Origin of the sequence: Dolichospermum sp. UHCC 0406, from assembly GCF_009712025.1 — a bacterium.
In the GTDB taxonomy this organism is placed as follows: domain Bacteria; phylum Cyanobacteriota; class Cyanobacteriia; order Cyanobacteriales; family Nostocaceae; genus Dolichospermum; species Dolichospermum lemmermannii.
The window spans coordinates 77,528-99,689 of record NZ_VILA01000007.1; the positions used below are offsets into that span (position 1 = coordinate 77,528).

The window sequence follows — 22,162 nt, forward strand, 5'->3', positions numbered from 1 at the left end:
ACTTTTCTTATCCTTTGGGGAAATCAAATCAGCAATATTAAACCTTTGTCTAACCTGACTAATTTGACTTCTCTTACCCTTTCGTTAAATCAAATCAGCGATATCAAACCTTTGTCTAATCTGACCAATTTGACTTATCTTGACCTTTGGGGAAATAAAATCAGCGATATCAAACCTTTGTCTAATCTGACCAATTTGACTTATCTTTACCTTTTGTCAAATAAAATCAGCGATATCAAACCTTTGTCTAATCTGACTAATTTGACTTTGCTTTTCCTTTCGTTAAATCAAATCAGCGATATCAAACCTTTGTCTAGTCTGACTAATTTGACTTTTCTTATCCTTTCAAAAAATCAAATCAGCGATATCAAACCTTTGTCTAACTTGACTAATTTGACTTCTCTTGGCCTTAGTGAAAATAAAATCAGCGACATAAAACCTTTGTCTAATCTGACTAATTTGACTTATCTTTCCCTTTGGGAAAATCCAATCAGCGATATCAAACCTTTGTCCAATCTGACTAATTTGACTGAACTTTACCTTTGGGAAAATCCATTTACCTTTAAATAATGTCCCCTGAAACCAGAGTCTATTTGAATTTATAGTCTGGTTATATTTTCGTGCGTTATGGACTTACTAACGCACCCTCAAAATACTCAATTTCACTGAATATTACCAGACTAAAAATGTAAATTTGGGCAAAAATCCTATTCCACTAAACCATGTTTAATCGCAAACCTAACTAATTCTGCGCGGTTGCTGGTTTCTGTTTTTCTCAATAAACTACTAACATATTTCTCCACCGTGCGCGGACTCAAATGTAAATGATTACCAATTTCCCCATTAGAAAAACCATGAGTTAATAAGTCTAAAACTTCCTGTTCTCTAACAGTTAACGGTGTCAATACTTGAGATTGTTGCACTTGAGTAGGGATAGAAATATGACCGTTTTTTGCTTTTGTATAAGTGGCAAAACTGATTTCTTCCTGATAAAGAAAACGACATTCTGATTGGATGATTTGCGATCGCTCTAATAAATTACGTATAGCAGCGGCTATTTCCTCTAATTCAAAAGGCTTAGGCAAATACAAATCACAACCAGACTGATATCCCAAAATTCGTTCTTGGGTTTTCGTTCTCTCTGTCAACAAAATCACAGGTAATAATCGAAACGCCGATAATTGACGCACACGACGCACCAACTCATAACCATTCATCTGTGGCATCATAATATCTGTCACCATCAAATCAGGATGACGCTTTTCAATCATATCCAAAGCATCAATACCATTATCAACGGTAATGACACTATACCCAGACAGATCAAGATAATCACTAATAGATAGACGGGTGCCTAAATCATCATCTGCGACAAGAATAGTCAAGGGCATGGATAATACACCCCTATAATTTTTTGACCGAGTAATTTACTGTAATCACAAATATTAATAGACACAAGCAAGAATACTAATTTGATCTTTAATACTATGACAAGATTACTTACTCATGATGACATCATCAATGATTTCTAAAGAAAATATTAAATTTTTAGGAATAGTTAACAAAACTTTACGTAATTTAGAGACTAAACAGGTTTACCTGTCACCTGTCTTTGTGAACTACAATCAATAAAAGAGTTAGTCTAAATAAATTTTTAGGCGTATTTATTAAAACTAAGAAGATTTTCGATGAGTGATAAACAGAGTGAAGGTTACAAAGTTATTTGTGATAATCGGCAAGCACGGTTTTTATATGAAATCATAGAAACCTATGAAGCGGGAGTTCAGTTGACAGGAACTGAAGTAAAATCAATTCGTGCGGGTAAAGCCAATTTGCAAGATGGTTATGCGTTGCTTCGTGACGGTGAAGCATGGTTAATCAACGTCCATATTTCTCCTTATGCCTCCAGTGGTGCATACTTTAATCACGAACCCAGACGAACCCGCAAATTATTACTTCATAAACAAGAACTGCGTAAACTCATTGGGAGGGTACAACAGGAAGGTTTAACCCTAGTCCCCTTAAAAATGTATCTGAAACGGGGTTGGGTAAAAATAGTCATTGCCCTGGGTAAAGGTAAAAAACTCCACGACAAACGCGAAAGTCTCAAACGTCGTGACGACCAGCGAGATATGCAAAGGGCAATGAAGAGGTATTAGGAGGCAGAGGGCAGGGGAAATTCCCACAACCGCCTCCGAATGAATTCGGAGTCTCATAGCAAAAGTCGTCTAAAGACGACTATTAAAGGCTTTGAGTCCACTTCAGTGGACTTGAACTATTAGACTGGGAATTCATTCCCAGGCGGGTTAGGAAACTCTTTTCTAAGCGTGATTATGATTATTGCGGGTTAAAGGTTGCCAATAACTGGCAATTAAAGCCATCATTAACCACCAGAGAGTATTAACTTCAGGACGATAGAAAACTGTATCAAATAAACCCTGAGTTAATAAACCTATTATGGCAGCTATTGCTCCCATTAGCCACAAGCCTTCCATATTCTTAGTTTTTCGTAACCGACTTAATTGCAAATATCCTGTATTTAATGCAACGACAATCAACCACATAAAACAAGTAAAACCCAAAAAGCCAGTTTCTACAATCGTTTCTAGAAACACCGAATAGGCACTTAATGCTGTAAATCTCGAATGTTGGTACAGAGGATAAACTTTATTAAAAGCACCATGTCCTGGTCCTATACCAATTATAGGGCGATCGCGGATCATTTGAAACACCGATTCCCAAACATTTTTCCGAAAGTTATTACTACTGTCTTTGCGGTCGGCAAATATACTCACGATTCGCACCCGGAAAGGTTCGACAAATATCAATCCAATTATCAATAACCCCACTACAGTTCCTAACAATATTGGTAAAGACCAAGTCCGCCAAAATGGGGGCATACTTATACTCCACCAATAAAACAGCAACACCGCTATTGTCAATAATTCCACTAATAAGGCAATCCAACCACCGCGACTAAAGGTCAAAATTAAAACAGTAGCGTTAACCACAAACATTGTTAATGCTAATGATTTCCTAATCCAACCCGGCCAAGCTACAATAGCAACTAAGCTCAAAATTACAGCGGGTAAAAGATATCCAGCTAATAGGTTAGGATTTCCTAAGTAACTGTAAACTCTCGTAGTTTTAGCTAAGGGAGATTCAGGGTCAACCCACGTAGCTAAGGCCTTCGCACCAAAAAACCATTGTCGCAACCCATAGACGCTGACGATTAGGGAAATATGCAAATAGAGGGTAATTAACCAAGACCGAAACCGCGCCACTCTCAACACTCTAGCACAAAGAACAAACAGCAATAAATAAAGTGTTAATGTTTGTAAATCACCTAATGCTGCTTTTTTCACCGGTGATAATGCTGTTGATATGGCAGCAATACTCCAATACAGCAATACTAGTAAATGAATGGGAGTGGCAGTAGGAGCATTAACTGATGTATAATCATCGGATAAGGTCAATAATAACCACAATCCCACACAAGCTACTAACAATAAACCCATTAAGGTGCTAGAAACAAAAGGTGCAAGTCCATAAACAAGGCTAAGTAAGCCAACAGCAATTATATCTCCCCACTGGATGAAAATACTACTTTGTCGCCAAGGTTTTAACAGTCCCACCAAAAACTTATGGAGGTAACTGCTAGACAAATATTCTTTCAGTGGTAAGGAAGATAAAGTTAATCTTTCCCAAACTAAGTTCATGAGGAAATACAGAGTACAGAAGTTATAAAGTATAGCTTATCGCCAGTCTAATTGTAAACCTATTTTAAAAGGAAGAATTGGCAAGGGTTAAGAAGCAAGAGGCAACGGAAAACAGGAAATAAAAACCAGTATTAGCAGATTGCTTAACAAAAGTATTGTCATAGCAACGAAATTTATGGGAATCTTAACGTTAAACATCAGATTGCTAAACAAAGCTATTGTTGTCTTATCCAATAGATTTGTCTGAAAATAAATGCTTTAAGATTAACAGCATTTACTTAAAGATTGCGTAAACGTTCAAGATTATCACGTACAATAATAGTATGAGGGTGATCTACTCCTAATCGTTGTTCACAAATATTTAAAGCTTGTTGGTAGAGAGGTTCTGCTTTATTATACTTACCTTGAGATTCGTAAAGAAATGCCAAATTGTTGAGACTGTAAGCAACATCAGGATGATCATTACCCAGCAGTTTTTGCCAGAGAGCTAAAGCTTGTTGGTAGAGAGATTCTGCTTCGTTGTACCTGCCTTGAGAATCGTAAAGTAATGCCAAATTGTTGAGACTGGTAGCAACAGCAGGATGATCATCACCCAGCCGTTTTTGCAGGAGAGCTAAAGCTTGTTGGTAGAGAGATTCTGCTTCCTTGTACTTGCCTTGAGATTGGTAAAGTACTGCCAAATTGTTGAGACTTTGAGCAACATCAGGATGATCATCACCCAGCAGTTTTTGTCTGAGAGCTAAAGATTGTTGGTAGAGAGGTTCTGCTTCCTTGTATTTGCCTTGAGAATAGTAAAGTGATGCCAAACCATTGAGACTTTCAGCAACATCAGGATGATCATTACCCAGCAGTTTTTCCCTGAGAGCTAAAGCTTGTTGGTAGAGAGGTTCTGCTTCGTTGTACCTGCCTTGAGATTCGTAAAGTTTTGCCAAATTGTTAAGACTGGTAGCAACATGAGGATGATCATCACCCAGCAGTTTTTGAGAGAGAGCTAAAGCTTGTTGGTAGAGAGGTTCTGCTTGATTGTACTTGCCTTGAAAATAGTAAAGTTCTGCCAAATTGTTGAGACTGGTAGCAACATGAGGATAATCATTACCCAGCAGTTTTTGAAAGAGAGCTAAAGCTTGTTGGTAGAGAGGTTCTGCTTCGTTGTACTTGCCTTGAGATTTGTAAAGTGATGCCAAATTGTTGAGACTGGTAGCAACAGCAGGATGATCATTACCCAGCCGTTTTTGAGAGAGAGCTAAAGCTTGTTCGTGGAGAGGTTTTGCTTCGTTGTACTTGCCTTGAGATTCGTAAAGTAATGCCAAATTGTTGAGACTGGCAGCAACAGCAAAATGATCATTACCTAACAGTTTTTGCATGAGAGCTAAAGCTTGTTGATAGAGAGGTTCTGCTTCGTTGTACCTGCCTTGAGATTCGTAAAGTGCTGCCAAATTGTTAAGACTGGTAGCAACATGAGGATGATCATTACCTAAACGCTGTTTTAGCAATAATACACATTTTTTTAGCCAAGGTTCTGCATCATTATATAATCCTTGTCCTTGATAAAATCTTTTTACTCCCACAAAAGGCCAAATTAAATTTTCATCACTCACGGTATCCAGTAAATTATCTGCTACTTCCTGTAAATGGGGTATAGCTAATTTGAATCTTTGAATATCTTTCTGTATTGGTTGGGCAGGAATTTCTTGAGCTATATTAACCATTGCTTGGCAGAAGTGAGATATTTGTTGTTGTCCAGAAGCTAAGTTGTTGTGCTTCTTTTTCAAAAACTCACGAATTAGTTGATGTAATTGATAATAATTATCTTCACTTTGTAAAAGATGTAATTGTTCTAATTCAATTCTGGCATCTTCTAAATCTTCTGTATCTTTTTCAGGTGCAGCACTTTCCACAAGTGACCAAGGAATAGAAGCTAGAGCAAACAAACTCAGTAAACAACCTAATTCTTGAGCAGCAGAACTGAGAACTTCCCAACTTAATGCAAAAGCAGCTTCAACACCACGAGTTATAGATAGAGTCCAGGTTGGGTCATTCATATCAACAACTAAAGCAGGATGACCTAAACCTTTAGCTTCTAATCTTTTCAGCATTTCTGCTAAAGATATCTTGCGTTTTTTAATATAACGGCTAACCAATTGTAAAGCTAGAGGTAAATAACCTAAACGCTGACAAAGTTCTTCTGCTTGTGCTGTTTTTGGAGTTAATTTATCAGCACCAATCAATTCAGATAATAATGCCAGTGCCTCGGATTCAGAAAGGATTTGCAAAGACAAAGAACCAGATAAATCTAGCTTGAGTCTTGTTGTGATCAAAACCCGAAATTGAGATGATTGTGGCGGCAAATAAGGCTGAATCGCCGGATAATTTTGGACATCATCAATAACTAACAAAACAGTACCTTCTTGCCAACGTTGCCAACACCACTTTACTTGTAGTAATACATCAAAATCATCTGGAGGATTTAAACCTAAATGTGTGCGACAAAATTGAATAATTTGTAAACCGAGATTTTGATTTGTAGCCGACAACCAACAAATACCTCCCGGATAAGAATTTAGGAATAAATGCAGAAGAGAATATTGGGTAGCTAATTCAGTTTTACCGATACCACCCATACCTTCAACAGCAGAAATTACAGCATGATTGCTAGTTTGTAAATGTTGATGAATTAAAACTAATTCATTTTCTCGACCAACAAACTTTTTAGTATTACTATTAGGGATATTGTGGGGAAAACTTAGAGGTTTATCCAAATCATTTAAATTATTGACATTTTGAAAAACTTGAGTAATATCTCCCACAGAGATATCACCCCCCGCTTGCACATTTTTGAAAAGCTCTTGAACAATTTGAGGGAGATGATTTGTATTCATGATTAGAACTTAAAGGATGTTTTAAAAGTTTTTAATATGTAAACAGACCCCTTTCTAAACCTTTCCCCTACCAAAAGAGAAGCATTAAAACCCTCATTTTCTTGTAAGGAAGGCTACGGTGTACACACAAGTTATCGAATCACCATTATTCCTCAAATTACCCCACCCTAACCCTCCCCTTACAAAGGGGAGGGAACTAATTTTTCTAGTTTCCCTCCTTTCTAAGGGGGGAGGGAACTAATTTTTCTAGTTTCCCTCCTTTCTAAGGGGGGATTAAGGGGGGTAATTTAACTTAGGTTTTTGGAGATAATGGATTTTATGCAATACTTTTCACACAATCTCTTAACCTTCTTGAGTTAAATCACCTATAATAATATTATTAGCTTTGATATTGGTGAGCATTGCTTGGTCAACAGAACCACTACTTCCTGAAGTTTTTTGAGTGATATTCTGAGCTTGTAAATCACCAGTTAATTGAATATCACTAAGAATAACCTGACGAATTTTAGGATCTTGTGTTTTGAGTTCTTCAACTAGTGACTTGAGTTCAAGAGCGAAAGTTTCATCATTATCAATGTGTGTTTGCAATTCATCTTGTAACTGAAGTTTATTTTTTTCATTTGGATCTTTTTCAGCCCGAATTAATAAACCTTCCATTCCTTCCGTAGTTAACTTTTGTCGAATAGTGCTAACCAACCTTGTAAAAGTATCTGCGACACCTTTAACTGCAAATTTTCCACCTTCCTTGATTGCTTCCGAGAAAAATAAAGAAACAATAACAGCGCCAGTGAGTGGTTCAACCATAAAAACTACCCCTTCTTAATTGTCAGCAGAACAATAACTACTCTAATTGTTTTATTTGTACCATAAATTGGGATAAATACGCGAGTATTATCCTAGATCAAATTAAAACTTCTGATTGAATTAAATATAATTTGCAGAAAAAATTATCTATAAACAGAGAGAACAAAAAAATCCGCGTTTATCTGCGTTTATCTGCGTTCGATGCTATCCTTCAAAATAGTAATTAAATGAGAACTGTTATATATCATTAACTTATTCCTTATTTCCTATTCCCAGTTCCCTAAAACTAAAAAACTTCGTACCTAAGTAGGTCGGCGTTAAAGAATCAATCTATGTAACGAAATATAAATTAACGAATACCTTATAAATAGGGTGTTTCACGGTTTTTACAAAACTAAACATATATCGATTTTATTGGGCCGACTTACTTAAGATCACAAGAACTGCTATATAATATTTGTATATTCTAGATGAGAATAGTCAGTAACCCAGCCCTAAAGGGACTGGGCTTGCAAGAGTAATCAAGCAAGCCGTACTGACCAGACCACCCTGAGTTTACTCTCATGGTAGCCGTTATTTGAGTCACGACACCCTGGAATGCGTAGCTAGTTCCCTGCTCTGTCGCTGGCAATTAAACAGTTTTAAGGTCACTGAAACAGTGTTGCCAGCCTAACAAGCTCTTATAACAGGTCGAAGCTAACATTACCCCGCAAGGGAGTTGGTTTCCAGATTCCAATCAAAAATCTGGTTTCAATTTTAAGATTCACAGCGGTTAAAACCGCTCGTGCCGTTTCCTTCTCAGGGCTAAAGCCACTGAGTTTCCCACTTACCGGGTATTCTTATGATTAAGAGGCAGAGCCTCTGTAATAGCATTCCCAGTCAGAGACTGGGAACGAGGTGATACTATCTTTTTTTGGAATTATGGGGGCGTTGTTGGGGATGATCTCCATTTTTGGGGACATTAGCAGAATTTAATTGTTTGCGGCCATTAGTAATAATTTTTAACATTTCCTGTATATCCTGTTCAATATTAGCCAGAACGTTATCGGCGTATTTATCAGCACCATCTTCAATTTCTTCAGCTTGAGAAATTGCAGTTTGACGCATTTCTTCTAATTCTTGCTGACAAGCGCGACGTTTACGGTCAATTTCTGCAAGAGTGTCTTGCATCATTGTTTCACAATCGTCCTGCACTTGTCGCCGCAGTTGGTCAGCTTCCCGCTGTGCTTGCCTGACAATATCACTTTCTGCCAAAATTTGCGCTCTTTTTGCTTGGGCTACATCTACAACCTGTTGTCCATATTCTTCCGCTTCTAGAAGAATTTCATTCTTTTGTGCCAAAATATCGAGTGCTTCCTGAAACACCGTTGGCAAAGACAGACGGATGAAATCAAGTTGTTCTAGTAATTTATCTTCATCTATTAAAGTTCGTCCTGTCAGGGGAATCCTCAAACTAGAGAGAACTATGTCCTCTAAGCGGTTGAGTTCCTGCTGAATATCTACCCCTGCTGTTGGTTCTGGATTACCAATGGAGGGGATACCATTCACATACTCTCTTGGGGGAGGATTGTTGCCGTTGTAGTTGGATTCGAGGCTAGGGATTTTTGGTTGTAGCATTGGTATATATCTAGGGCAATGTGTGGGGGAACAAGATGATCAACAGAGCCACCAAACCTGGCAATCTCTTTTACCACACTACTACTTAAAAAACTATACTCATTTGATGTTGCCAGAAAAACTGTCTCGATCTGAGTAGACAATGTTTTATTAGTGTGAGCCATTTGTAGCTCAATCTCAAAGTCAGAAACCGCTCTTAACCCCCGTAACAAAACTTGCGCTTGTTGCATTTGAGCATATTTTACAGTCAAACCGTCAAAGCTGTCTACTCCTACATTTGGTAAATGTTTTGTAGCTAGACGAATTTGCTCTAATCTTTGCTCTACTGTAAACAATGGCATTTTATGGGGATTGCGGAGGACGGCAACAATGACTCGTTCAAATAGGCGACTACTGCGCTGAATAAGGTCTAAATGTCCCAAGGTGATGGGATCAAAACTACCAGGATAAATAGCAATCACAAGGTTATTTTAAGTGATTATATTGACGGATTTTCCACAGAACTTTATTAAATCTAACACAGGAAGAAGGAGTCAGGAGTCAGGAGTCAGGAGTCAGGAGTCAGGAGTCAGGAGTCAGGAGTCAGAAGGAAGAAGGAAGGAGGAAGGAGGAAGGAGGAAGAAGGAAGTCAGGAAGTCAGGAAGGCGTACTATATTATTGTGTTTTATCTCCATAGATTTCATACTCCTATAGGTAATTTTGTATGATAGTGGATTTTTCTGTTTTGCCGTTGGGGTTTTTATTTACTTCCCCTGGTCCGATTGTGGTTAAATTGGGACCAATTGTTATTCGTTGGTATGGGTTGTTGATTGCTTCTGCTGTGTTAATTGGTGTTAGTCTTTCTCAATACCTAGCCAAGCGTCGTCATGTTAATCCCGATTTAATCAGTGATTTATCAATTTGGTTGGTGATTGCAGCTATTCCCGCCGCTAGGTTATATTATGTTTTGTTTCAATGGCCAGAATATTCTCAACATCCAGAACGGATAATTGCAATTTGGCAAGGGGGTATTGCGATTCATGGGGCAATTATTGGCGGGGCGATCGCGGCGTTAATTTTTGCTAGACTGAATAAGGTATCTTTTTGGCAATTGACTGATTTGGTTGCTCCTTCATTAATATTAGGGCAAGCAATTGGTCGGTGGGGAAATTTTTTCAACTCGGAAGCTTTTGGCAGACCAACTAGTTTACCTTGGAAGTTATATATTCCCTCAGATCGTCGTCCTTTGGATTTAGTGAATTTTGAATATTTCCATCCCACTTTTCTTTATGAATCGTTGTGGAATTTAATGGTGTTTGCATTGTTAATAACTTTGTTTTTTCGAGCTTTAGCTAAAAAACCCCGGTTGAAAGTAGGGACGTTATTTTTAGTTTACTGGGTTGCTTATAGCTTGGGACGGGTTTGGATTGAAGGTTTACGCACAGATAGCTTAATGCTAGGACCTTTACGGATGGCACAAATGGTAAGTTTAGGGGGAATGACTTTAGGATTATTTGGTTTAGCTTGGCTATATATATTCAAGCGTTCCTTACCTGATGTTGTTGCTGGGGGGAATGGAGAAAAAAATGCCCCAGAGTAATTAATCTCTAGGGCTTAACCAGGGTGCATCTACCATCTATTTCTACTAGGCAAAGTGGCTGAATCCGGAAGGGTACTAGGGAAATGGTAAAAGTTTTTTTGCAGGGTTTTGCAGGGGGAAATTAATGAGTGAATCTACTAATAATTTGAGTTTTTTCAAGTATCCAAATACCTTAGAGCCTGGGGTTTATATTGTTGGTGCTGGACCGGGAGATCCTGATTTATTAACGGTTAGGGCGCAAAAGTTGTTAGCTGCGGCTGATGTGATTTTATTTGCAGATTCTTTAATTCCCGAACAAATTCTAGATGTTTGTCGTCCAGATGCGGAAATTATCAAAACAGCAAATCGGACTTTGGAAGAAATTGTACCACTGATGATTGATGCCGTGCGATCGCATAAATCTGTGGTAAGATTACACTCTGGTGATCCTAGTCTGTATAGTGCTATTCATGAACAAATGCAGCTATTAGCCGATGCTAATATTCCTTTTGAAGTCATTCCTGGTATCAGTGCTTTTCAAGCTGCCGCAGCTAAACTCAAGATAGAGTTAACTGTGCCTGGTTTAGTGCAGACTATCATCCTGACTCGCATTAGTGGCCGTACCCATGTTCCAGATACGGAAGAGTTAGCAGCTTTAGCAGCACATCGTGCCAGTTTATGTTTATATCTCAGTGTGACTCATATCACTGAAGCCCAAGGGAAATTGTTAGAACATTATGATCCAGATACTCCAGTAGCAATTTGCTATCGCTTAGGCTGGCCAGATGAAAAAATCCGGGTTGTGAATTTAGCACAAATGGCAAATTGTACTCATGAAGAGAAATTACGCCGAACGACACTTTATGTGATTAGTCCTGCACTATTACCAGTAAGTGGGCGCTCGCGCTTGTATCATCCTGAACATAATCATTTATTCCGTTCATCACATAGCCTTGGTTCAGATACAACAGAATTGAGGATGTAGAGGCAAAGTTTATCTCGTTTAAATTGACGAATTTTAAATTAGCTCCACCAGCAATAAAACTCCTACTCTCCGTGCCTCTGCGCCTCTGCGTGCAAAAAAATTAACTCTGCATAACAGCATCCAATAGCAACCCAGCCCCAAACCGAACAGGATCTGTACAAGGTAACTTAGTTTCTGCTATAGTTTGAGCGATCGCATTTTTTGCCTCTACTTCCCCCAAATTCCGAGTATTCAAAGCAATTCCCACCACAGGAACAGGACGAAAAGCCCCCGCACCACTAGCAACAATTTCATACATCCGAATTACTTCCGGTAAAGCTGGAATCGGTATATGAGGATTATTACGGTTGTGAGTTTGTCCCGCTTGATGCACCAATATTAAATGTGTAGGCTGAGAACCCCGAATTAGCGGTAAAGTTGCCGTTGAACCAGGGTGTAAAAGAGAACCCTGCCCCTCAATTTGCAAAATGTCGTAATGTTGACCAAAACGCATTACCAACTGTTCCACCGCACCAGCCGCAAAATCTACCCGCACCGCGTCTAAAGCCACCCCTTCCCCTTCTAACATTAACCCAGTTTGACCAGTGGCCAAAAACTTAGAACGGATACCCCGTAACTTAGCCACCCGGTGTAATTCCAGACTGGTGGACATTTTGCCAATGGCCATATCTGTTCCCACGGTCAATACCCGTCTACAGGGTAAAGTTTGCGCCATTCCTGATGCTACCTCTAAATTAGCCGGCTCTTTGCGAACATCCCAAATTAATTGTCCTGGGTTCAGGAGAGCATTTAATTCCGGTATATTTGCCATTGGTGTATGTAATCCATTTACCAAAGACATTCCCGCTTTCAGGGCATCTTTGATATCCAGCCAATAATCATCAGGAACAGCACCACCTTTAGGCGCAATCCCAATTACCAAAACTTCCGGTTTATACTGTAATGCTGCCGTCACAGATGCCACAATTGGCACATCTCGCTGAATACCTGTTAACTCGACTAAAGATTTACCTACAGTTTCTCTGTCAATCACCGCTACAATGGGGGACTCGCTGTAGCGTAAAATTGATAACCCTGTTTTTCCCTGAACTCCAGTAATTCCCTCATGAAGAAGAATTGCTATTTTTTGATTAAGCGACAGACGCACAATGTTTCACTCCCAAACCAGGTAAATTATTCGGTAAAACTCGCCCATTTTCTACCACTGCACCAGTAAAAGGATCATCAATTAGATTTAAGTGACTATCTAAATCCAAATAATCAGCCAGTGGTGCAAGTTGTAAAGCGGCGGTATTAGCAAGACAACTATCAGAATAACAGCCAAACATGACTTGTAAATTATGGGCTTTGGCTGTATGCACCATCCGCATGGCTTCAGTGATTCCCCCAGATTTCATTAATTTGATATTAATGCCATCAACATAATTAGATAATTGGGGAATATCCGCACTGGTAAAGCAACTTTCATCTACAAAAATTGGTAACGGTGAATGTTTTTTTAATTCGGCTAAAATTGCTTCTTCACCTCTTACTAAAGGCTGTTCTACATACTTAATTCCCAAATCAGCTAACCAATTACACATATTAATAGCATCCGTTAAAATCCAGCCTCCATTAGCATCAACAAACACATCTTTTCCGGCGGCTTCTTCCCGGACTGCTAAGAGCATTTTTTGATCTGCTTCTATTCCCTCGGTTGAACCTAATTTTACCTTGAATAACTGCACATCCATAAATTGTAACCAATCTTGCGTCCTTGCCCTTGCACCTGCTGGAGAATTAATACCAATTGTTACCGATGTTGGCACTATAACATTTTTGTCCAGTCCCCACAGTTGCCACAATGGCAAATTCACACGCTTACCCAACCAATCATGTAATGCCATATCCACAGCCGCTTTGACTGCGGAGGAAATTTGCATTTGTTTTAATAGTGCCTCAATTTCCTGTCGTTGCCAAGGGCTATATTTTTGTAAAGCAGGTATGATTTGCTGTAAAGTTTCTTGGATTTTCTCGGTAGATTGCCTGTGGTTGCCTACACCAAAAGGTGATGCTTCTCCCCAACCTGTGATTCCTTCTGCGGTAATTTGTAACCAGATATTTGTTGTTTGTGCTGTTGTGCCGCGACTAATTGTGAGGGGAAATCGTTTGTTGACGGTAAAGGTTTGAAAGTTGATTTGCATAAATATATTCAATAGGGAATAGTAATGAATAAAAATACCATGATTCCAGACAAGAAGATATATAATTTAAAATATACTCTTAATTTGCCAAAAGGAAAATTTGAAATGTCTGAAGATATTAAAAGCTTATTACAAGAATCTCCGAAAGTAACTGAAGCTTATATTCTGTTGACCGAGATAAAAATTTACCTAAATTGTAAAAATGATTTTAGACCACGTATAAAAGTTAGAATTTACGAAAATACTTTTTTAGAATCAGAGCCTTACACCTATGAATTGAGTCATTATGTAAAGACACCTCTACAATTTGGATCATATGTTTCTAATTTGAACAGTCTTGAAACTGAATCTGCTGCTGTGGAAAAGGCTATTGAAGATGTGGTTTCCTACATTAATCGTGCTATTGATGCAGGACATGAGCCATCGGAGAATTGGCTGATTCCAAATGAAAACTGGTAAAATTCAAGAAATAAAGTTAGGTAAAAATTAAATTTTACTTGACTTTAGTTTAGATATACTAGAGGATATGATATTATGTCCATGATTGCGTCTTCTGTGGTAATTTCTTCCCATACATAGTTTTCCAATTTTCAAAACAAAAATACGTTGTTTAGCTTGATTCAATATCTCTTTATTTCTTTCTTTCTCTTCTTTTGTATTCTGTAAATCTACTAGATAACTATAAAGTTCTAAACATTTTTCACGATTCTCTAGCTTTTTCAACAAATCATCACCAGCCTTTAAAGTATCAAAAGCAAATTGATAATTTTCTTGCTCACAATGATGATAAAAAGCCTCAATATAATCTGTTAAATTATCTTCCCAATCCCAATTTTCCAGCCAATCACCTTCTATATCATCAACATAAAGATGAATATAATCAGAACCATAATTTTGTTTATCTAGCTGTAACTGTTGGGATGCTTCTAGATACTTTTCATCTACTTCGGAAGTTGACTGATTATAAATACTTACGTTCTTAGTCATAATACTATCCAGGGAAGGGTATAATCGCAATAAAACTGATGGGGCGTTAGCATCAATTGTATCAAAAACAGGTATTTCAGCTTAATATCCCATCAATACCGTATCTTCTGGAATAGGTTCATTTCTGTCTTGCAAAACTTCAATGTAGAGAGATATTGCCTCTTCTATATTAGCTAAAGCTTCTTCACGAGTTTTACCCTGACTAATACAACCGGGTAAACTGGGTACTTCGACAACAAAATACCCATCTTCACCATGAGATAATAGCACTTTCCGTTGAGATTTTATTGTTACCATAGTTCAATCAGTTTCTCCATAAAATAACAGACATAGTTGAAAATATTTGATTCTAGTAAATCATTTATATCATATAACTTTATTTGCCAGGTTGCTTGGTGTATTTTACATTGAGTTGGGTGTTTGAAACGCTATGTTGATTATGTAGATCACAAATTTTTGAGTATAAACCTCTTATTCAAAAAGGTATATCATCCGAATTTAAATGCTGCTGTATAGACTTAATTAACGGAGGAGTTTTAGAACAGTTGTAACTACAATAACCACATTTCTCACATATTAAACATCCACACTTTGGACAATTCTGATGTTTACCAATAACCAAATATCTAAATCCACACTTTCCGTTGTACTTACCGTTTTTTTTGATAGTTCCACCACAGTAAACCAAAATTGTTGTTTGAGTGTCTGATTCTGAACGTTGACCTTTCAACCATTCTTTACCAATGAATGTAAAAATTTTAAAATCAGTTAATTTGAAGATTGCTTGGGATATTTTTATGTCTTTGTCTCGATTATTCCAAAGAGTGTCTAAAGTTTCGCAAAAATCTTTGATCATATTCAAGGGGTCATATATTTTCAGTGGGTGTTCTTTAGATGAGGTTGTGCATATAATTTCTAAATATTTTTGAGGGTTGTAATCCGAACCTTGATAGGAAAGCATTGATAAAAAATGCTTCAATATAGACAAAAATAAGTATGGTAAAGTTATTTTTTGTGGTGGAAGTTCAATTAAACCTTTAATAAATTCTACCTGCCATTTAGGTAAATTAACAAGCCAACTCTTTGGTAATGGACGTTTTGCAGCTATGAATACAGGTAAAAAATTTTGAGCGACAGATGAGATATCTTCCCAGCTTGGAATATCCTGATCATGTAAGTTTTGTAATTCTGTTAAAATTTGATATTGCTGCTGATAAAAACGCTCATTATAGTCAAATACCCAAGGTGGTAAGTACCTATTTATATCATTATTTCTAGGCATATCTATCTTAATGAATCTGTCACTAAATATTTCTTCTATTTTTATGAGTTGAGTTTTATCAAAAGAACCTAATATCTTAGGATTATCAGCATCGTTTCGCAGGTAAGGTGATAAAACACCAACAATTGTGACATCATGATTACGAAATTCTTTAAAAGAGGGTACACAAAATTCTGAGTAAGAATGTGATTTATTAGATTTACGGCTATTTTTTACATCAAGTAACTCTGTTGAGTTTAATCTGATGTCTCCCTTTTTCCAGTCTTGACTTTGTTGAGTTACTTGATGAATTGAAATATCCTCTACTTCATAACCCAATTTTTGATAAAATTGCATGACTAACTTCTCAGCACCCCGCGCTGAAATCATTTTTTCAGATTTAAATTCGTTATCAATTACACTTGAATCCCACTTTATTATTAACATATTTTCTAATTCGTTCAGTTTATATAATTCATGCCGACTATCCGAAATATCTGCTGCATAAGGATATTCACTATCCTGAAAACGAGAGATAATCTCCAGTATTTTTTTGAAACGTTCTCGGATAATTATTATTTTTCGTTCTAGGGGTGCAATCTCCCAAAGAAAATTATTATATTCTAGATTTTTATTTAGATATTCAACTTTATTCCAATAAATAGAACGTTCATGATCATTGAGTCGTTGCAGTTTGTTAATTAACTCCTTGATTAATTGTTGTTGCAATGATTCTTCTACAATATCAATATATTGATTAATAAAATCAATATAACTTGTACAATCACATTGCATCAAGTTAAAATATGAACGTATTTTATAAGAAGATAATAGGATATTTGGAGCATTCCTGAATATTTCATCTATTAAATCATCTTGATCTTCATAATCTGAAGAATCCAGCTTATCTATGATATAATTCTCAGCTATATCTAATGGTATTAATAATAAGTATTTAGCAAGAAATTTTTTAGAAATTGAGAAAATTTTGCTATTAACACATTTTAAAATAATCTCTTCATCATTAATTTTATTAATATCTTCTAATAAGATAGGAATTTTTTTATTTCTTTCCTCTTTAATGCTAAAATAAATAACATTAGCATTTTTAAAATAGAGAATATCTGCTAGATTATTAAAGTAATCTATGATTCTAAACTCAATTTCACAATCATCATTATACTTAATCCGACAAATTCCCGTTTTAGACCTGTCAACAGTTCCAATAAACTTTGCAATCTTTAAATCAGTTGCTCTATTGCGTGTTGAATCAATCTCAAATTCCACATATACACCCTTGCCTTGTGGACTCTCTATAATAGTTTGTACATCCACTGGAACATTATCTCGATGCAAATAAATACCTTCTGTATTGTCTCCGTCCAATAGAGTAATAAAACCAAAGTCATTAACTCTATTTTCGTTTTTATTAAATCCACCAAACCAAACAATTTTTCCTAGCATAATCTCAAAATTATCTTTCTACTTTTCAGTCAGTTGAGCATAAAAATTTACCTATATATTATAATTATCCGGCTGCTTAGGTTATGAATATGTTATAAATGTTTACATCTTTAATCAAGTGCTTATTTCTCAAATTCTGATAATGTTTCTATATATAATTCAACAGCTTCCTTGATATTTGCTTGTACTGTTTCTAAAGAATCACCTTCAGATTGACATCCAGGAAGTTCAGGACAATAAGCATAATAGCCATGTTCATCTTTTTCAATGACAATACTAACTTTATAGGACATAAGTAACTTCTATTTAATGATTAATGATTGACTATTATATCATAGTTCATTATTTTGCATATCTAAAATCCTTTGTTCTGAACCATAATTTTGTTTATCTAGCTAATATCTAATTCGCTATCAGCATCAAAGACTTTAAATAAAGATTGATTTCCACAGATAGAAATTCACTAAACTGATCATGATTTTTGACAAAATAAGGCTCTTCTTGTCCTTCACAATATGAATAAGTTGGTGGGTTATCACCTTCTGAAAGTTTGAAAAAGCTGAACTGATATCCCTGGTGCATGAAAAATACAAAAGCATCCTCCGGTAAAGTTTGAGGAAAATCATTTTCTACTAAAAGCTGTTTAGCCCATTCTTGAATTTGTGGCAAATGCTGATAAAAGCAATCTGAACCACGTAAAAACTTACCTGCCCCATGCCCCATTATCTTCAAAAAGTCTTTGTAAGTTCTGGGTAGATTAATACCTTTTGTGGCAATGAACTCTAACCAATCCATCTTTTTTTAATTCTATACTATCGTGTATTAAAAAGGGGTATTCCAGATAAATACCCCATCAATATTGTCTAAAATTCCAACTTCCTAAAACACCTTAAACTGATTTTTGTATTGGTTCTAGTGCTGGTATTGGTTTTGCTTCCACTGTTGGTTCTGCTATTACTTCCGGTTCTGGATCTGGTAAACCATAGATAGAACGATAAAGTTTATCGTACTCTTTAGCGGATTCATACCAACTGAAGTTTTCACTCATCCCCCGTTTTTGTAATTCTTGCCATTGAGGTTTGAAACGGAAACCTTCCCAAGCGCGAATCATACAGGTAAATAAGTCCAGAGGTTCATAGCGGTCAAAGCAATAACCTGTACCTGCTTCATTGACTGGATCAAAGTGGCTGACAGTATCAACCAATCCCCCTGTCCGACGAACAATAGGCACAGAACCATAACGCAAAGCCATCATTTGGCTGATTCCGCAGGGTTCAAAGCGGCTAGGCATTAAGAAGGCATCTGTACCCGCGTAAATACGGCGGGAAAGGGCATCATTATACAGCAGGTAAGTGGCCATGCGTCCTGGATAGCGGGATGCGAGTTGCCACATTTGGGTTTCATAATAGCGATCGCCTGTTCCCAACAAGACAAACTGAGCATCTGTATAAGCCATGAAACGGTCAAGGATTTGTAATACTAAATCCATCCCTTTTTGTTCTACCAACCTTGTCACCATGCCGATGAGAAAGGCATTAGAATTAACTTCTAAACCTACTTCTTCTTGCAGAGCTATTTTATTAGCTTTGCGTTGATCAAGGGTATCTATGGTAAAGGTTTGGTTAATGTATTTATCATTGGCAGGATCATAAATTTCCGTATCTATGCCGTTGATTATTCCTGATAATTTGCCGCCAATAAAAGATAATAACCCTTCTATTTGTTCACCATAGGCAGGTGTTTTGATTTGCTCCGCATAGGTAGGAGAAACTGTATTTACCTTATTGGCAAACTGGACTGCGGCTGCCATTGTATTGTGTCCTTGCATATACCAGGGACACCAAGTAATTTTCTCTAAATACCACCGCCAAGGACCCTGATAAGCGAGGTTGTGAATGGTGAATACACTGGTAATATCTGGAGATTGATTCAACCACACAGGTAACATTCCTGTGTGCCAATCATGACAATGGACAATTTCCGGTTTCCAGTAATTCCAGCAAAATTCCGCCGCCCCATTGGAAAATAAAGTAAATCTCCAATCTTCATCTTCCCCACCATAAACCCGCCGAGGTGAAAAAGATGGATGTTGAAATAAATACAAAGGAACATCAGTTCCAGGCAGTACACTTTCGTAAACTGCAAACTCCTGGAACATGGCTGCTCCCTTCCAAATGGGTTCTTTGGGAACTGGCATTTTGTCGGGTACAAAGCCATAGTAAGGCATGAAAATCCGCACATCATGACCCATTGCTCTCAAGACCTTGGGTAATGCACCGACAACATCCCCCATACCGCCAACTTTGGCAATGGGAGCAGCTTCCGCTGCTACAAATAAAATTCTCATGGTAATTGGTAATTGGTAATTGGTAATTGGTAATTGGTAATTGGTAATTGGTGATTGGTAATTGGTAATTGGTAATTGGTGATTGGGTAATTAAACTCTCTTCTCTTGGCTGTTACCTGTAACCTGTCACCTGTCACCTATTACCCTATGATCCTCGTTGAATCTCGGTGAAGATTTTTTCTAAGATTTCTGTAGCGCCTTGTCCCCTGAGAATACTGGCTAGTTGTGCGCCTAACTTTTCAGCATCAGCAGCCGTACCGGTGACGGTATCTTTAACTATTTGTTGACCATCAACGCTGGCAACCAGACCTTTTAGAGTTAATTCGTCACCATTAATTACCGTATTTACACCAATGGGAACTTGACAACCACCTTCTAAAACTCGTAAAAATGATCTTTCTGCTAAACAGCGATCGCGTGTTTGCGGGTGTTCAATCGCTTTCAGTAAGCTAATTACCTCCGTATCATCTGCCCGGCATTCTATTCCTAAAGCGCCTTGTCCAACGGCATGGAGGGAGATTTCAGGAGTCAGAACTTGATGGATGCGATCGCTCATTTCCAATCTTTCTAAACCAGCTACTGCTAAAATTAAAGCATCATACTCACCAGCATCCAGTTTTGCCATGCGTGTGATCAAGTTTCCCCGCACATCTTTGAAGGTAAAATCAGGGAACTTATGGCGTAACTGTGCCAAACGTCGCAGGGAAGAAGTCCCAATTACCGCATTTGCGGGTAAAGTCTCGATTTGCAGACCTTTATGCTTTTCATGCAATACCACCGCGTCTGCGGGGTTTTCCCGTTCTGTAATCGCTGCCAGTGTCAACCCTTCTGGTAGATTGGTGGGAAGATCCTTGAGAGAATGCACAGCAAAATCAATCTCTTTATTGATCATGCCCAATTCCAGTTCCTTGGTAAATAGTCCTTTATCGCCAATTTTAGCCAATGCTACATCCAGGATTTTGTCCCCTTGGGTAGACATGGTATGGACTTCAAAAGTAATGTGGGGAAAGCTTTTCTGGAGTTCCGCTTGTACCCAGTATGTTTGAACTAAAGCTAGTTGGCTTTTACGTGAACCAATACGAATAACGCGTGCAGGACTGGAAACTGAAGTCATAAAACTATTTGTCAAACCAGGCGATAAATTAACATTTATCTAGACTACCGCAGGGAGTGACGTACCGGATTAGATTAACCTAATTCTGTGAAGATTTTATTTGCTAGTAGCTTTACATTTATTTACAATTTTTGAAATATATCCTTGACTTCTCAGAGAAGTCGGGGATCTGGAAATTAGAATATAATCAAGTTAGCAATAATTCGGTTTTAAGGAAATTATATGCTTTTACTTTCAGAATTATCTGAACTATTACAAGCCGAAGATCCAGAAGAACGGCAAACTATCAGTGGTGTTAATTGGAAAAATTATGAAGCTTTACTCAATGATTTGGGTGACAGTTTACAATATAGAGTTACATATTTAGATGGAGTCATAGAATTAATGTCACCAAGTCGCCGTCATGAAATTCGCAAAACAATTATTGGATCTTTGCTGGAAATTTACTTTCAAGAAAAACGCATTCGCTATTTTCCCCTTGGTTCTACCACCTTCCGTAAACAAGGGAAAAGAGGAGGAGTAGAACCAGATGAATCCTACTGTCTAGGCATAGAAAAAGAAATTCCTGATCTTGCCATTGAAGTCGTAGTCACCAGTGGGGGAATTGATAAATTAGAAGTTTACAAAAGATTAGGTGTAGCAGGAGTTTGGTTTTTTCAAAACAATCAATTTGCCGTTTATCATCTGCGCGGTGAAAGTTATGAATTGGTGGCAACAAGTGAATTATTGCCAAATTTAGATTTGTCAATTTTGGCGCAATATGTAGTAGCAGATGACCCTTTAGATGCGGCAATAGCCTTTCGAGATAAAATCAAAGAAATGGTAAATTAGATCATTCCTGGTCCTTTACCTCTTTTATCAAAATCCTCTGTTAATAAACCTGTTTTATCTGCATTTACTTCTCGCAATTCCTGTATTCGTTCAGCTTTTTCTTGTTCTGCTATTTCCCGCGCATCACCAGGAACTTCATAATACATTTCCGGTTCAACTGGATAATTATTCAATAGCCCCTCTTTATCCACAGTATAACCGTCCGTTGTCCGAATACTGTAAATATCAGTTTGGTCATCAGTGGCAGCACTGGCAAGATCCTCTTCCGTCGGCAAGTGTTTATAATTTACTCCCTCTCGTTTCATTCGGGCTGCTGTTTCAGCGGGAATTATGCCTCTATCATAAGTATCTGCGGTAATCTTCTCATTCATACAATTAACCCCTTGTACTTTTCTAGGATTACCAGGACTAGC

At 37.5% G+C, this 22,162-nt stretch carries 24 protein-coding genes; 7 read left to right on the plus strand and 17 right to left on the minus strand.

Annotation, left to right across the window (positions count from 1 at the left end; translation table 11 throughout):
* A partial coding sequence (locus FJR09_RS24605; RefSeq protein ID WP_217361113.1) for a leucine-rich repeat domain-containing protein occupies positions 1-570 on the plus strand: 570 nt, incomplete at its 5' end.
* A 137-nt stretch (positions 571-707) separates the two neighbouring features.
* Here the strand turns inward: FJR09_RS24605 and FJR09_RS07420 are convergent.
* Positions 708-1,391, minus strand: a complete 684-nt coding sequence (locus tag FJR09_RS07420; RefSeq protein ID WP_168653482.1) for a response regulator transcription factor — start codon at positions 1,389-1,391, stop codon at positions 708-710.
* Positions 1,392-1,688: 297 nt separating this feature from the next.
* On the opposite strand from FJR09_RS07420, the gene smpB reads away from it, so the two are divergent.
* Entirely contained in the window at positions 1,689-2,159 is a 471-nt protein-coding gene (gene smpB, locus FJR09_RS07425; protein WP_015078954.1) for an SsrA-binding protein SmpB, read from the plus strand.
* 162 nt (positions 2,160-2,321) lie between these two features.
* Here the strand turns inward: smpB and FJR09_RS07430 are convergent, their stop codons facing one another.
* From FJR09_RS07430 to coaD, 5 genes are all read right to left on the minus strand, one after another.
* The gene (locus FJR09_RS07430; protein ID WP_168653481.1) at positions 2,322-3,719 is read right to left on the minus strand and encodes an IctB family putative bicarbonate transporter; all 1,398 of its coding nucleotides are present in this window, start codon (positions 3,717-3,719) and stop codon (positions 2,322-2,324) included.
* Between the two features lie 278 nt (positions 3,720-3,997).
* Positions 3,998-6,598: a tetratricopeptide repeat protein gene (locus FJR09_RS07435; RefSeq protein ID WP_168653480.1), complete on the minus strand. Its 2,601-nt coding sequence runs from the start codon at positions 6,596-6,598 to the stop codon at positions 3,998-4,000.
* A gap of 342 nt (positions 6,599-6,940) precedes the next feature.
* The gene (locus FJR09_RS07440; protein ID WP_168653479.1) at positions 6,941-7,402 is read right to left on the minus strand and encodes a hypothetical protein; all 462 of its coding nucleotides are present in this window, start codon (positions 7,400-7,402) and stop codon (positions 6,941-6,943) included.
* A gap of 903 nt (positions 7,403-8,305) precedes the next feature.
* The gene (locus FJR09_RS07445) at positions 8,306-9,019 is read right to left on the minus strand and encodes a DivIVA domain-containing protein (protein ID WP_041457704.1); all 714 of its coding nucleotides are present in this window, start codon (positions 9,017-9,019) and stop codon (positions 8,306-8,308) included.
* Positions 8,947-9,480, minus strand: a complete 534-nt coding sequence (coaD, locus tag FJR09_RS07450) for a pantetheine-phosphate adenylyltransferase (protein WP_015078948.1) — start codon at positions 9,478-9,480, stop codon at positions 8,947-8,949. The genes FJR09_RS07445 and coaD overlap by 73 nt, the downstream gene beginning before the upstream one ends.
* A gap of 22 nt (positions 9,481-9,502) precedes the next feature.
* Between coaD and FJR09_RS07455 the strand changes: the two genes are divergently transcribed.
* From FJR09_RS07455 to cobM, 3 genes are all read left to right on the plus strand, one after another.
* Positions 9,503-9,712, plus strand: a complete 210-nt coding sequence (locus FJR09_RS07455) for a hypothetical protein (RefSeq protein WP_168654057.1) — start codon at positions 9,503-9,505, stop codon at positions 9,710-9,712.
* 10 nt (positions 9,713-9,722) lie between these two features.
* A complete protein-coding gene (lgt, locus tag FJR09_RS07460; protein WP_015078946.1) occupies positions 9,723-10,598 on the plus strand; it encodes a prolipoprotein diacylglyceryl transferase in 876 nt (291 codons plus the stop codon).
* Positions 10,599-10,722: 124 nt separating this feature from the next.
* Positions 10,723-11,562, plus strand: coding sequence for a precorrin-4 C(11)-methyltransferase (gene cobM / locus FJR09_RS07465; RefSeq protein ID WP_015078945.1), 840 nt, complete (start codon positions 10,723-10,725; stop codon positions 11,560-11,562).
* Positions 11,563-11,662: 100 nt separating this feature from the next.
* Here the strand turns inward: cobM and FJR09_RS07470 are convergent, their stop codons facing one another.
* Positions 11,663-12,709, minus strand: a complete 1,047-nt coding sequence (locus tag FJR09_RS07470) for a DUF1611 domain-containing protein (protein WP_015078944.1) — start codon at positions 12,707-12,709, stop codon at positions 11,663-11,665.
* Positions 12,693-13,745 (minus strand): dipeptide epimerase, encoded by a 1,053-nt coding sequence (locus tag FJR09_RS07475; RefSeq protein ID WP_168652813.1) that lies wholly within the window; start codon positions 13,743-13,745, stop codon positions 12,693-12,695. Before FJR09_RS07475 ends, FJR09_RS07470 begins: the two co-directional genes overlap by 17 nt.
* A 24-nt stretch (positions 13,746-13,769) precedes the next feature.
* Here FJR09_RS07475 and FJR09_RS07480 point away from each other — a divergent pair, with 24 nt between their 5' ends.
* The gene (locus FJR09_RS07480; protein ID WP_168652812.1) at positions 13,770-14,204 is read left to right on the plus strand and encodes a hypothetical protein; all 435 of its coding nucleotides are present in this window, start codon (positions 13,770-13,772) and stop codon (positions 14,202-14,204) included.
* Between the two features lie 27 nt (positions 14,205-14,231).
* Here the strand turns inward: FJR09_RS07480 and FJR09_RS07485 are convergent, their stop codons facing one another.
* From FJR09_RS07485 to hemC, 8 genes are all read right to left on the minus strand, one after another.
* Positions 14,232-14,732 carry a hypothetical protein gene (locus FJR09_RS07485; protein WP_254433056.1) on the minus strand — a complete coding sequence of 167 codons (501 nt, stop codon included), beginning with the start codon at positions 14,730-14,732 and terminating at the stop codon, positions 14,232-14,234.
* 81 nt (positions 14,733-14,813) lie between these two features.
* A complete protein-coding gene (locus tag FJR09_RS07490) occupies positions 14,814-15,029 on the minus strand; it encodes a type II toxin-antitoxin system HicB family antitoxin (protein ID WP_168652811.1) in 216 nt (71 codons plus the stop codon).
* A gap of 178 nt (positions 15,030-15,207) precedes the next feature.
* Complete coding sequence (locus tag FJR09_RS07495; protein ID WP_168652810.1) at positions 15,208-17,457, minus strand: hypothetical protein; 2,250 nt, start codon at positions 17,455-17,457, stop codon at positions 15,208-15,210.
* A gap of 122 nt (positions 17,458-17,579) precedes the next feature.
* A complete protein-coding gene (locus FJR09_RS07500; RefSeq protein ID WP_168652809.1) occupies positions 17,580-17,750 on the minus strand; it encodes a type II toxin-antitoxin system HicB family antitoxin in 171 nt (56 codons plus the stop codon).
* Between the two features lie 109 nt (positions 17,751-17,859).
* On the minus strand, positions 17,860-18,252 hold the full coding sequence (locus tag FJR09_RS07505) for an SMI1/KNR4 family protein (protein WP_168652808.1): 393 nt from the start codon (positions 18,250-18,252) through the stop codon (positions 17,860-17,862).
* A 94-nt stretch (positions 18,253-18,346) separates the two neighbouring features.
* Positions 18,347-19,804, minus strand: a complete 1,458-nt coding sequence (glgA, locus tag FJR09_RS07510) for a glycogen synthase GlgA (protein ID WP_168652807.1) — start codon at positions 19,802-19,804, stop codon at positions 18,347-18,349.
* Positions 19,801-19,941, minus strand: a complete 141-nt coding sequence (locus FJR09_RS25045; RefSeq protein WP_015078928.1) for a hypothetical protein — start codon at positions 19,939-19,941, stop codon at positions 19,801-19,803. The genes glgA and FJR09_RS25045 overlap by 4 nt, the downstream gene beginning before the upstream one ends.
* 8 nt (positions 19,942-19,949) lie before the next feature.
* Positions 19,950-20,918 carry a hydroxymethylbilane synthase gene (hemC, locus tag FJR09_RS07520; protein WP_168652806.1) on the minus strand — a complete coding sequence of 323 codons (969 nt, stop codon included), beginning with the start codon at positions 20,916-20,918 and terminating at the stop codon, positions 19,950-19,952.
* Between the two features lie 222 nt (positions 20,919-21,140).
* Between hemC and FJR09_RS07525 the strand changes: the two genes are divergently transcribed.
* Positions 21,141-21,749: a Uma2 family endonuclease gene (locus tag FJR09_RS07525; RefSeq protein WP_168652805.1), complete on the plus strand. Its 609-nt coding sequence runs from the start codon at positions 21,141-21,143 to the stop codon at positions 21,747-21,749.
* Here FJR09_RS07525 and FJR09_RS07530 read toward each other — a convergent pair.
* Positions 21,746-22,120 (minus strand): hypothetical protein, encoded by a 375-nt coding sequence (locus FJR09_RS07530; protein ID WP_015078925.1) that lies wholly within the window; start codon positions 22,118-22,120, stop codon positions 21,746-21,748. The genes FJR09_RS07525 and FJR09_RS07530 overlap by 4 nt on opposite strands.
* Positions 22,121-22,162: the final 42 nt, after the last annotated feature.